6 protein-coding genes are annotated in these 12,215 nt (G+C 61.3%); 1 reads left to right on the forward strand and 5 read right to left on the reverse strand.

Going from position 1 to position 12,215, the window contains the following annotated elements; all coding sequences use genetic code 11:
* Positions 1-613 precede the first annotated feature (613 nt).
* Positions 614-2,047: an ATP-binding protein gene (locus tag ACTQV4_RS08595; RefSeq protein ID WP_441569647.1), complete on the reverse strand. Its 1,434-nt coding sequence runs from the start codon at positions 2,045-2,047 to the stop codon at positions 614-616.
* 777 nt (positions 2,048-2,824) lie between these two features.
* On the opposite strand from ACTQV4_RS08595, the gene ACTQV4_RS08600 reads away from it, so the two are divergent.
* Positions 2,825-3,823, forward strand: a complete 999-nt coding sequence (locus ACTQV4_RS08600) for a hypothetical protein (RefSeq protein WP_441541366.1) — start codon at positions 2,825-2,827, stop codon at positions 3,821-3,823.
* A gap of 604 nt (positions 3,824-4,427) precedes the next feature.
* Here ACTQV4_RS08600 and xdh read toward each other — a convergent pair.
* From xdh to ssnA, 4 genes are all read right to left on the reverse strand, one after another.
* Entirely contained in the window at positions 4,428-7,205 is a 2,778-nt protein-coding gene (gene xdh, locus ACTQV4_RS08605) for a selenium-dependent xanthine dehydrogenase (RefSeq protein WP_441569648.1), read from the reverse strand.
* 12 nt (positions 7,206-7,217) lie between these two features.
* Complete coding sequence (locus ACTQV4_RS08610) at positions 7,218-7,697, reverse strand: 4Fe-4S binding protein (protein WP_035137469.1); 480 nt, start codon at positions 7,695-7,697, stop codon at positions 7,218-7,220.
* Positions 7,698-7,708: 11 nt separating this feature from the next.
* Complete coding sequence (gene ygfK / locus ACTQV4_RS08615) at positions 7,709-10,708, reverse strand: putative selenate reductase subunit YgfK (RefSeq protein WP_441033069.1); 3,000 nt, start codon at positions 10,706-10,708, stop codon at positions 7,709-7,711.
* A gap of 148 nt (positions 10,709-10,856) precedes the next feature.
* Complete coding sequence (gene ssnA / locus ACTQV4_RS08620) at positions 10,857-12,212, reverse strand: putative aminohydrolase SsnA (RefSeq protein WP_441033072.1); 1,356 nt, start codon at positions 12,210-12,212, stop codon at positions 10,857-10,859.
* Positions 12,213-12,215: the final 3 nt, after the last annotated feature.

Raw genomic sequence — 12,215 nt, forward strand, 5'->3', positions numbered from 1 at the left:
GCGTCGACTAAACGTGCAGCGTGCGCGGGCCCTCCCGACGGGAAACGAAAAAGCCCGGTTTAAAACCGGGCTCGAACAAACACGCCTATTGACAATGGCTTTCTCATATTAGAAGAGGGGTCGACGCCGTTAAGGCATTGACCCCTTGAACTAAGTAACGGCGCTGCCCAGCTATCACCCTTGGGCTGCCGTCGACTTTATTCTACCCACGGTTGCCAGGTTTAACAAATGAATTTTCAGTAATGGAGCCTCGGGGCCCGCTCGCTCAACCACCTGGCCATCGGGTTAGCCGGATTCTGGGACATGCCTTCCGTCCCAGGCCTCTACCGGAAAAAGCGTCCCACCCTGAGGCTCGATTCCGGGACACGGTTTCCGTTTGAAGCCCCAATGGGAAAGCGTGTCCCGTTCCGAGAGCTCATTCCGGGATGCAGTTTCCGCTAGAGATGCCACCGGGAAAGCGTATCCCGTTTTGGAGCCAAATTCCGGGTCGTAGTTTCCGCCTGAGGGCCGATCCAGAAACGGCATCCCACCCTGGGGCCGAAATCTGGGACACGCTTTCCGCCGGCATTCCGCCGGCATTCCGCCGACAGCCAACACGACAAAAGAAGGGGCCCTATTCCAGCAATTCGAGGACAGGCTCTTGCCCTCGAGCAGAGCTACCCCGCCCTGACATCTCGGCAAACGAAATCAGCTTGACGTCTCCCCTACTCTCCGCGGCATCCCGACATCCCTGCGTAAAGCCGCGCTTCGAGAAGATCGCATAGCTTTTGTGCTGCCTCCTAAAGAGCTCGCTTCGGTGCACGAGCTTTTGCAGCACGTCTTCGCCCACCGGTTCATTGCGCCATTTGCACTCCGCAAACAGCGCAGCGCCCTCGCCATCGTCAACAATCAAGTCGATTTCTTCCTGCGTATGCGTGCGACTATCCGTCCCCCACCAGCGCCCGACGCTCGCCGGAACCACATCGAGCTGGCCCGCGCGCGCGAGTTCGTACACGTATTGTCCGCATATAAGCTCAAAGACCGTACCCATGTAATCCGATACGTGCGGCTCAATGCGCTTATACGCCATCTTGGCCATATCGTTTTGAATCAGCCCGATGTTCTGCGGAACAAACTTGTACCAGAACCTAAACATCTGGTCACTCAGCAGATACACAGCTCGCTTATTGCACGTCTCGTTTAGGGGCAGCTCGCGCTCGACAATCCCAAGCGACGCCAGCTTATCCACATAGCTCTTTACGTTGCTCGCAGGGATTCCCGTAGAGCTCGCAATCTCCGAGATCCTCGAGCGCCCCTCAGCAATTGCTTGCACGATCGCATCATATTGCTCGGGATTGCGGCACTCTTGCAATAGCAGGTTACTCGGCTCCTCAAAGAGATAGCCCGTAGGAGTAAGAAAAAGACGTTTGATGTTGTCCTTGAGCGGTGCGGCAGGATCGACTTTCTCGATATATGCAGGAATGCCGCCCGTCATGCCATAGCAAACCGCAGCGTCTTCGCGACTCATGCTCTGCCACAGGCCGAGGGTCGTCGTAAAATCGAGCGGCATGATCTTAAACTGGGCCGTGCGCCTACCGTATAGTGGGCTCTCGTAGCCCAACACCTGCTCTTCCATGAACGAAAGCGACGACCCGCACAGGATAAGCATGAGCCTGGTCTCTTTGTACAAGTGATCGATCTTGTCTTGCAGCAACGAGCTGATCTCGGGATTCGATTGGGCGAGATAGGGATACTCGTCAATTACGACAATCAAACGCTCTGTGCGAGCCATGGTGGCCAATGCATCGAACGCCTCGTCAAAACTACGAAACGACACGCCTGCAGCACCAACCGAGCCTGCAAGTATCGCCTGACTAAAGCCATGCAGGTTTGCCTCTGCATTGGTGCGACGAGCCTGAAAGTAAATAGCCTTCTTGCCTTGGATGAACTCTGTGATAAGGCGCGTTTTACCCACACGACGGCGGCCGTAAATCACAGGCATCTCAAAGGAGCCCGTGCCATACAGTCGATTGAGCTCGGACATTTCCGCCGTTCTTCCGATAAACATGGGTCCATCCTTCCTTTACGTTATAGCTAGCTATATTATACCCTCCTATAATATAGCTAGCTATAACGTAATTCGACAAGCGGCGCACGCAAAAGGGACGTTACACCACCGCACGTGGACCGTTCCGGAAAATGCATCCCGTTCTGGAGCCAAAAACTGGGCCGTAGTTTCCGCCAAGCATGCCATTCGGAAAGCGCGTCCCGTTCTGAGCCTGAATTCTGGGATGCACTTTCCGCTGAAGCTTCTACCGGAAAATGCATCCCATTCTGAGCGTCGAATCCGGGACACAGTTTCCGATAGAGGCACCGCTGGGAAAGTTCATCCCGCTCTGAGCGCTCATTCCGGGATGCATTTTCCTTTTGAGGGCTGATCTGGAAACGGCATCCCACTCTGAGGCCGAAATCTGGGGCACAGTTTCCGGTTGAGGGGCGTTCCGGAAAGCGCGTCCCATTCCGAGCGGCAATTCCGGGTCACAGTTTCCGCAGATACAAGACGACGATCCACAGCCCTTATCACATGCCTTCAAATATGCGATCCAGAAACACAAACCAGCAGATAGAATGCTCTTTTTCAAAAAAGTACACGTCCCGAAACTTACCAAGGCTTCAAATCTAGCTACCGTTCAAGGTCGCCGATTACCGCCCACCGATTCGGATGTAAAAATGTCGCCGAAAACAGGCCATCTACCTGCATGGTTAGATTTTGGCCAGCTTTTGGTCAGCTGAGCGGCAAGTTGCGGCTGATACGTTTTTGCTACCCAAAAGGAGGCGGTAGCTCATGACCCATTGCAATGACCAGCTCATCGACCAGTTGTTGAACCAAGCCGAGCAGGAGGGACGATGCCTGATCCCCCCGAGCACAGCGATCCGAAAAGCGCTCCTCCGGCGCACCGGCGGCGCGGTCGTCTCCCCCATGCCGGGCATGTTCGCGCGCAAAATGCACTGGGATAAACTCAACCGAGCGCAGCGTCATTGCGAAATCCTCCGCGCCCTTGCGGTCACCCACCCCGATTGGACGTTCTGCTCGTTTTCGGCAGCTTGCCTGCTGGGGATCGAGGTCTCGTGGCGACACCTGAATGTCGTGCATGTCTGCAGCTCGACAAAGCCGTCGGCTCGTCCGGGCGTCCGAATCCAGCGGCACCAGATTGAGCCGGCGGGAGCAATCCGTCTATCCGGCATATCGGTAACGCCGCCCATCCAAACGGTCACAGATTGCCTGCTGCAAACTGGTTTTGCCGACGGTATGCCCATTGCCGATTCGGCAATCTCAAAGCTCGGCCTTACGCGAGAGCAGCTGATGGAGGCCGTCGAGCAACGAGCGACCGCCCGCAATGGTCGGGCGATTCGTACCGCCCTCACAACGCTTCGATATGCCAACGCCCGCGCCGAGAGCGGCGGAGAATCGGTCGCCCGAGCCGTCATGATCGAGACGGGCTTTGCGCCCGACTGGCTTCAATACGAGTTGACGGACCCCTTCGATTCGGCCAAGCCTATACGAACGGACTTTGCCTGGGAGCGCCAGGCGCGGGAACTCACGTTGGGAGAACTCGACGGGTTCGTCAAATATACCGACCAGGCCATGCTAGCCGGACGCACCACCGCCGAGGCACTCGTTGCCGAACGACAGCGCGAGGCGCACCTGTCGCTCTACGGTCACCCTCTGCTGCGCTTTACCATGAGTGAAGTCCGCTCGGCAGGAATGCTCGCCAAAAAGCTGCAGACGGCAGGCATCCGGCAGACCGCGCTGCCGACATGGCTCAACGATATTGAGCTGTAGGAGCTGCTGAGCTTATGCCCGCCTGCCCACCAAACTGGGACACACTTTCCGGTTGGCAGCACCTGCGGAAACCATGTCCCAGATTGAGTGCTCAAAATGGGATGCGCTTTCCAAATGGCGGGCCTAGCGGAAACGGCATCCCAGAATCAGGCCTCAGAACGGGACAGACTTTCCGGATGAAGCGCCCAGCGGAAACCGCATCCCGGAATAGACGCTCAAACTGGGACGCAGTTTCCGCTGAGATTCCATCCGGAAACCGTGTCCCACCCCGAGCGTCAATTCTGGGATGAACTTTCCGCCAGAGGGTTCAGCCGGAAACGGCATCCCGCTCTGGAGCGAAATTCTGGGACGCAGTTTCCGGTTGAGGGCCGTTCCGGAAAGTGCGTCCCATTCCAGGCGCGGATTCCGGGATGCGCTTTCCGCTAGAGGCTCTACCGGAAAGCACGCCCCATTCTGAGCGCCAATTCTGGGACGCAGCTTCCGCATGCGGAGGCGCTCCAAACAAAAGGCCCCGGCTCGCGATGGAGCCGGGGCCAATGGCGCAGCATACGCAGTTGGCGTTGAGCGCGAACAGCTCGTCAGCAATAACTGTCCGCGCCCTACCCTAGCCGCGGTGACGGGCGCGGCTGTAGGGCGTATCCACCATGGGCAGATCGGGACGCAGCTTGCCGTCAAATGCGCGATAGGCGTTCTGCACGGCGGGCGCCGTGGGGATCGTTGCGATCTCGCCGATGCCCTTGCCGCCATATGCCACGGGCAACAGCTCGTCCTTCTCCACGTAGATGGCGTGGATATCCGGAATCTCGGGCGCACGGAACAGCCCGAGCGTACCGTACCTTGCCTGGGGTACGCAGTCCTTGAGCGGCCAATCCTCGGTAAGCGCATAGCCCATACCCATGAGCACGCCGCCTTCGATCTGACCCTGAATGGAGATGGGGTTGACCACCTTGCCGGAATCGTGCGCGGCATAGACCTCGCTCACGCGGCCGTCATCATCCAGAATGACCACATGTGTGGCGAAGCCGTAGCAGATGTGGCTCTTGGGGTTGGGCACGTCGGCGCCCAGCTTGTCGGTCGGCTCCAGGTACACGTAGCTAAACTCGCATCCCTCGAGCGCCTTGATGGCGGCCGCGGGATCCTGAGGATGCATACCCTGGCCGGCGACGAGTTCCTGTGTGCGCAGCTGATAGGCACGGCCGTCGTCGTACTCGATCTTGACGCCGTCGCCATGTGCGCTCACCGGAGCGGCGGGTGCAGGCTTGCCGGCCTCGATGCCAAGCATAGCATCGCGCAGCAGGAAGGCGGCACCGCGCACGGCCTCGCCGGTCACGACCGTCTGACGCGAGCCGGACGTGGTGCCGGAGTCCGGGGCGTTCTCGGTGGAGCACTCGCCGTTGGCAATGCAGCGAAGCGGCAGGCCGCATGCCTCGGCAACGTCCTGCAAAAAGACGGTGTTGCAGCCCTGGCCGATGTCGGACGTGGCGGCATAAACGACGGCGCGGCCATCCTCGACGCGAATCTTGCAGCGGCCGGCATCGGGCAGGCCCACGCCCACGCCGGCATTCTTCATGGCACAGGCGATACCGGCGTGTCCGGGATGCGCATAGTAGGCATCTTTGACCTCGAGCAGCGTCTCCTTAAGCGCCGTGGAGCAATCGGCGATCTGGCCGTTGGGCAAAACCTCGCCCGGCTCGATGGCATTACGGTAACGAATCTCCCACGGATCCAAGCCGACCTTCTCGGCAAGCAGGTCGATCAAGCTCTCGAGCGCAAACTCGGACTGGCAAACGCCAAAGCCGCGGTATGCGCCGGCGGGCGGGTTGTTGGTGTAGTAGCCAAAGCCGCGAATGTCGGTGTTCTGGTACTTGTAGGGGCCGACGGCGTGCGTGCAGGCACGCTCGAGCACCGGACCGCACAGCGACGCGTAGGCGCCGGTATCAAAGTTGATCTCGCAATCCAGGCCGGTAAAGTTGCCCTCGGCATCGCAGCCCAGCGTAAAGGTGCCGTCCATGGCGTGGCGCTTGGAATGGAACGCAAGCGACTCGGCGCGCGTGAGCTTGCACTTCACAGGACGCTGGAACTTATAGGCAGCAAGCGCGGCCAGGTGCTGGACCGAAACGTCCTCCTTGCCGCCAAAGCCGCCGCCCACGAGCATGGTCTCGACGACCACGCGCTCGGGCTCGCTATCCCAGCCAAACATGTGGGCGCACTCTTTGCGCGTATCGTAGGCGCCCTGGTCGGTCGACTGCACCTTGACGCCGTTCTTGTACGGAAAGGCGACGGCGCACTCGGGCTCCAAGAAGGCATGCTCGGTAAAGGGCGTGGTAAAGCGCTGCGTCACGGTAAACGCGCTCTCTGCCAGCGCCTTGGCGGCGTCGCCGCGCGTCACATGGCGGCTCTGGCACACGTTGTCCTTGAGCTCCACCGTGTTGCCAAAGGCAAAGAAACTGTCATGCAGGCGCGGAGCGTCGGCAGCCTTGGCCTCGGCGATGTTGCGCACGGGCTCCAGCGGCTCGTAATCGATCTTTACGAGCTTCTTGGCCTTCTCGAGCGTCGCCTCGTCCTCGGCGACCACCAGCACAATGGCGTCACCCACGCAGCGGGTGATATCGCCCGCCGCGATCATGACGTCCCAGTCCTGGATAAGGTGGCCGACCTGATTGACCGGCACGTCCTCGGCGCGCAGGATGCCCACCACGCCGGGCAGGACCTCGGCCTTGGAGGTATCGATGGAGAGCACACGGGCGCGCGGGTACTTGGAGCGCACGGCGCTGGCGTAGGTCAGACCCGGCTGATCGAGCTCGTCGATGTCGTCGGGATACTTGCCCTCGCCGAGCACCTTCTTGCGCACGTCGATACGAAAGGCGCGCTTGCCCACGCCGTAGTCGTCGCCGCGCTCCAAATCCTCGTCGATCTGCTTTTCACCGCGGAGCACCGCAGCGGCCAGCGAGATGCCCTCGATAATCTTTTTGTAGCCAGTGCAACGGCAGACGTTGCCGCGAATGGCGTACTTGATCTGCTCCTCGGTGGGCTCGGGGTCCTCGGCGATGAGCGCTGCGCCCGCCATGACCATGCCGGGGATGCAAAAGCCGCACTGTACGGCGCCCACGGCGCCAAAGGCGTACACAAAGGCCTCGCGCACGTCCTGGGGCAGGCCCTCGACGGTCACAATGTTACGGCCGGCGGCAAGGGCGGTGGTCAGCACGCAAGCCTTCACAGCCGCGCCGTCCACATGGATGGTGCAGGTGCCGCAGGCGCCCTCGGAGCAGCCGTCCTTGGCGGAGTGAATGTGCAGGTCGTCGCGCAGATAACGCAGCAGCGGCTTGTTCTGAGTCGTCGTGCGCTCCACGCCGTTAACGGTAAAAGTGAATTCCTGTGCCATGGTGATTCCCTTCTACACGCCGGCGGCGATGCCGGTGCGGTCGTGAATGGCGCCATGCGGGCACACAACCGCGCACATGCCGCACGACAGGCAGTCCGCGCCGTCGATATGGGCGCAGTTGTCCTCGATGCGGATTGCGCCGGCAGGGCACTTTTTGGCACACATGCCGCAACCGATGCAGCTGGTGTCGCAGATCTTGCGCGCAATGGCACCCTTATCGGTATTGTTGCACCGCACCAGGATGTTCTGGTAGCCGGGAACGAAGGCAATCACGCGCTGCGGGCACGCCATGCCGCACAGGCCACAGCCCGTGCACTTGGAGCGGTCCACGCGGGCGACGCCGTCGACCAGTGCGATGGCACCGTGGGGGCAGGCCGTAACGCAGGCGCCACAGCCAATGCAGCCTTCGCTGCAGCGGGCGTCGCCGCCTGCGGAGGCGCAACCGCTTCCGCAGGCAACGTAGGCCACGTTATGTTGAATGGATTTGGCCATAAGAGACTCGCCTATTTCTTAAGAAGGTACGAATAGTTGTCGCGCACGGCCCTAATGGTCAGGCGGACGGCCTCGGGCAGACCGGTGTTGACGGCATCGACCGAGACGGTGCGGACCGTGCCGGCGACGCGGACCTTAAAGTGATCCTCATCCACGGCCAGGAAGCCCTCGTTCTCGGAGTTCTCCATGTCCTCCTCGCTCCAGAACAGGGTGAGCTTGTCCTTGTAGGGACGACCCTCCTGGTAGGGGCAGAACACGGCGCAGTTGCCGCACTCGTTGCACATGCCGTCGACATGGACGACCTGATGCTTGGCCAGACCCGGCACCTTAATGGCAACGTTGGCGCGGTTGGGACACACGTCGCAGCAGACCTCGCACACCGAGCCGCAGCCCAGGCAGCGGGTCTTGGTGCAGTTGCGCTTGTCGCGGCACAGCGACCCCTTGCGCTCGTAGCAGGTATCCTCGCGGCCTGCCTGCTCGTTGCAGCCGGCGTACTTGTTAAAGTCCACGCCGGCGATGGCGCGGGCGACTTCGGCGGCGTCGGCGATGGCCTCGACCACGGTGGCAGGACCGCGACGGCAGTCGCCCGCAGCCCAGACGCCCTCGACGCCGGTGGAGGTGGCGGCAAGGCGGCCGCGACGGTCGTGCTCGACGCCCGCGGCATCGTACAGGCTGGCATCGATGCCCTCGCCCACGGCGCAAATCACCGTGGTGGCAGGAAGCTCGACGGTCTCACCCGTGGCGACGGGGCTACGACGGCCGCTTGCATCCGGCTCGCCAAGCTCCATAACATCGCAGGTCAGTACGGTGCCGTTGAGCGCCTTGGGAGCCAGCAGCTCGCAGAACTCAACGCCGTCGGCAAGAGCAAGATCGAGCTCTTCCTCGTCGGCGGGCATCTGCTTCTTGGTGCGGCGATACACCAGGCGCACGTTCTTCACACCAGCCAGGCGCTTGGCCACACGCGCCGCGTCCATGGCGGTGTTGCCGGCGCCAATGACCACGACGTCCTCGCCCAGCTCGAGTTTATCGCCCTTCTTGGCGGCCTCGAGGAACTCCAGCACGTCGAGCTCGGCATCCTCGCCCAAGCCCACAGAGCCGGGCATCCAGGCACCGGTGGCCACGACCACGTCGGTAAAGCCCTGGGCCTTGAGCTCGTCGATGGACTCCACGCGAGCGTTGAGCTGCACCTTGGCGCCAAAGGCCAGGCAGAGCTCGGCGTCGTGCGAGATATCGTCGCTCGCAATGCGGAACTCGGGAATCACGTGACGGACCACGCCGCCGAGAGAATCACGGGCCTCAAAGATGGTGACGGGCACGCCGGCACGCGTCAGGAAGAACGCCGTCGCCAGTCCGGCCGGGCCGCCACCGATAACGGCAACGTTGCGCTCGCCGTCGTTGGCGATAGCCTGGGCGCGCAGCTTGGGCAGCACGGCGGTCATGGCCTCGCGGGCGGCCTTGAGCTTGCTGGCGCGAATCTGGGCGCCCTCGGGCTCGTAGAACGCACGCTCGCAGGCGCGGCCGCAGGGATGCGGGCAGATGGTGCCGGTAATGAACGGCAGGGCGTTGCGCTCGATGATGATGTTGAGCGCGTCCTCGTAGCGGCCCTCATCCACTGCCGCCAGATAGGCGGGAATATCCTGCTGGATGGGGCAGCTCGTGCGGCACGGCGTGGTAAAGCAGTCGGAAAGCGGGCTCTTGCCGGCGACCTTGCGGTCAGGCAGCGGGCGCAGCGGCTTCTTGTAGAGCGGGTTGGTGAGCGAGTCGGTCTGGATCGCGGTCACGGCCTCGAGCGAGACGCCCGCGAACGGCTTGCCGTCCAGATCGGTAAACTCGCCAGCCATCTGGCTAAAGCGCTCGTAGCCACCGGGCTTGAGCACGTCGGTCGCCAGGGTGACGGGCCAAATACCGGCATCGTACAGGGCGCGGATGTTGTAGACCGTGGCACCGCCGGAGTAGCTGATACGCAACTTGCCATCGAACTGCTCGGTAATGCGACGGGCGGCCTCGATGGTCAGCGAGAACAGCGAACGGCCCGACATGTACATCTCGGTGGAGGGCAGCTCGTTCCTCGTCACGTCGACGGGGAAGGTATTGGTGAGCTTGACGCCAAACTCAAGACCGCGCTCGGCGCACAGGGCAATCAGGCGCTCAAACATGGGCACGGCGTCGGCCCACTGCAGGTCCTCGCGGAAGTGCGTATCGTCGAAAACGATGTAGTCAAAGCCCAGCTCGTTCAGACGCTGGCGGGCAAACTCATAGCCCAGCAGCGTGGGGTTGCACTTGATGTAGGTGTTGAGGCCCTTCTCGGTGATCAGATAGGTCGCGATGCGCTCGATCTCGGCGGGCGGGCAGCCATGCAGGGTGGACTCGGTGATGGAGTTTGAGACGCGCGCCGGGATGGACTCGACAAATGCGGCGTCGACATGCTCAAACTTGTCCAGGTTAGCGAGCGCCCACGTGCGACACTCGTTCCAAACCTCGGAGCCGCTGGCGTCCTTCATGCCCTCAATGTACGCATCGACCTTGGGGCTCTTGATGCCCTCCAAGTCATAACCCACGGACATGTTGAAGACGAAGCCGTCCGGGCTGCCCAGACCGTACTCGCGAGCGATCAGGTGGCAGGCAAACCATGCCTTCACGTACTCGGCAAATGCCTGCGGAACCTCGAGCTCGGTCGACCACTCGCAGTTGTAGCACTCGTCCTGTGCCACGATGCAGGGCTTGTTCACACACTTGGAGAGCTCCTCGCCGTCCATAACCTGAACGGTCTTGAGCTCAAAGAAGCGCGCACCGGCCACGTAGGATGCCACGATGTTCTGGGCAAGCTGCGTGTTGGGGCCGGCGGCCGGGCCAAACGGAGTCTCGATGCGCTCGTCAAAAATGGGAAGTGCGCTCTCCTGGTTGGTCGTGACCATCTTGCGCACGCCAAAGATGGCGTCCTGGGTCTTGTGCTCCTCGATGATCCAGTTCATCAGCTGCGAAAACGGGATCGGCCTCATGATGTCGCTCATAGTGAGCTCCTCTCTGTAACGCCCGGCGAGACCGCGCGACGGGCGCAAATACGGTGTAGCGCTAGCACAGCGCCGGCGACCCCGCGGAGGCCGCCTATGCGCGCGTCGGATGCGGCGAAACATCCGGCGCGCGTGAATCTACTTGTAATTAGTACACGCGATCGTTGAGCGTGCTCCAGAGCTTCTTGGACTCGGCCATGGTCCACGCGTTGATCTTGTCCTCATCAATGCCAACGAACTCGCGATCCTTGTACAGGACACGGCCGTTGATGATGGTGGTGCGGCAGTTTTTGCCCATCATGCCAAAGAGCATGTGGCCGTCGATGTTCTCCTCGCTCAGCGGCGTAAAAGGCTTGTAGTCCATAACGATGACATCGGCAGCGGCGCCGGCCTCGAGCACGCCGAGCTTGCGATCGAAGTACTTGCTCGCCATCTTGGCGTTGTTCTCGAACAGCATCGTCATGGCCTCGCACCAGCCCACGTTGGGCATGGCGGCGTTGTGGCGCTGAATGATCAGGAAGACCTTAAGGCTCTCGAGCATATCGTGGGTGTAGGCGTCGGTACCCATGCACACGGGGATGCCGCGGCGGAAGAACTCGAGCACGGGGGCACAGCCCACGGCGTTGCCCATATTGGATTCGGGGTTGTTGACCAGCCAGGTGCCGGACTCCTTGACGATATCCATCTCGGCAGGCGTCACGTGGATGCAGTGGCCCAGCATGGTGTCGGGACCAAGCAGGTTGTGCTGCAGCAGGCGCTCGACGGGACTGATGCCGCCGCGGTTGAGGCGGGAATCCCACACGTCGTTCATGCCCTCACACACGTGGATGTGGAAGCCGGTCAGGCCGTTGTTGGCCTCGGCCATCTTGTCCATGGTCTCGTCCGACAGTGTAAAGGTGGCATGGCCGCCAAACATGGCGGCGATCATGTGGTTGTCGTTATCGCGACGCTCCTTGGCGGCCCACTGGGCAAATTCGGCGTTCTCGGCAATGGCCTGGTCGCATTTTTCCTGGCCGCGGCGATCGGAGACCTCGTAGCACAGGCACGAACGCATGCCCAGCTCCTGAGCTGCATCCTTAATGGTAAAGAGGCTGCCCGGGATCTCGCAGAAGCTCGCATGGTGATCGAAGATCGTGGTGACGCCATCGCGGATGGAGTCAAGAATCGTGGCATAGGCGCTGGCCTTGGTGCCGTCGAGCGTCAGGTTGTCGTCGATCTTCCACCACTGCTGCTCAAGATTCTCCAGGAAGTTGGTGGGGTTGCAGCCCTTAATGGCAAGGCCGCGGGCCAGACCCGAGTAGATGTGGGTGTGGCAGTTGATAAGTCCGGGCATGATGAGGTTGCCCTGGGCGTCGACGTACTCGGCATCCGGGTACTTGGCCTTGAGCTCGCGCTCGGGGCCCACTTCGACGATCGTATCTCCGTCAATAGCGACCGCACCGTTGGGAATGAACGGAGTCTGAGCGTTGCGGGTAAAGACGGAACCGTTAGCGACCAGAAGCATAAA

This window comes from Collinsella sp. LCP19S3_B11 (genome assembly GCF_052121915.1).
Taxonomy (GTDB): domain Bacteria; phylum Actinomycetota; class Coriobacteriia; order Coriobacteriales; family Coriobacteriaceae; genus Collinsella.

Excerpts from the sequence above, each read along its gene's own strand:
- ACTQV4_RS08595 (WP_441569647.1), bottom strand. The coding sequence starts at position 2,047 with ATGTTTATCGGAAGAACGGCGGAAATGTCCGAGCTCAATCGACTGTAT.
- ACTQV4_RS08600 (WP_441541366.1), top strand. The coding sequence starts at position 2,825 with ATGACCCATTGCAATGACCAGCTCATCGACCAGTTGTTGAACCAAGCC.
- xdh (WP_441569648.1), bottom strand. The coding sequence starts at position 7,205 with ATGGCACAGGAATTCACTTTTACCGTTAACGGCGTGGAGCGCACGACG.
- ACTQV4_RS08610 (WP_035137469.1), bottom strand. The coding sequence starts at position 7,697 with ATGGCCAAATCCATTCAACATAACGTGGCCTACGTTGCCTGCGGAAGC.
- ygfK (WP_441033069.1), bottom strand. The coding sequence starts at position 10,708 with ATGAGCGACATCATGAGGCCGATCCCGTTTTCGCAGCTGATGAACTGG.
- ssnA (WP_441033072.1), bottom strand. The coding sequence starts at position 12,212 with ATGCTTCTGGTCGCTAACGGTTCCGTCTTTACCCGCAACGCTCAGACT.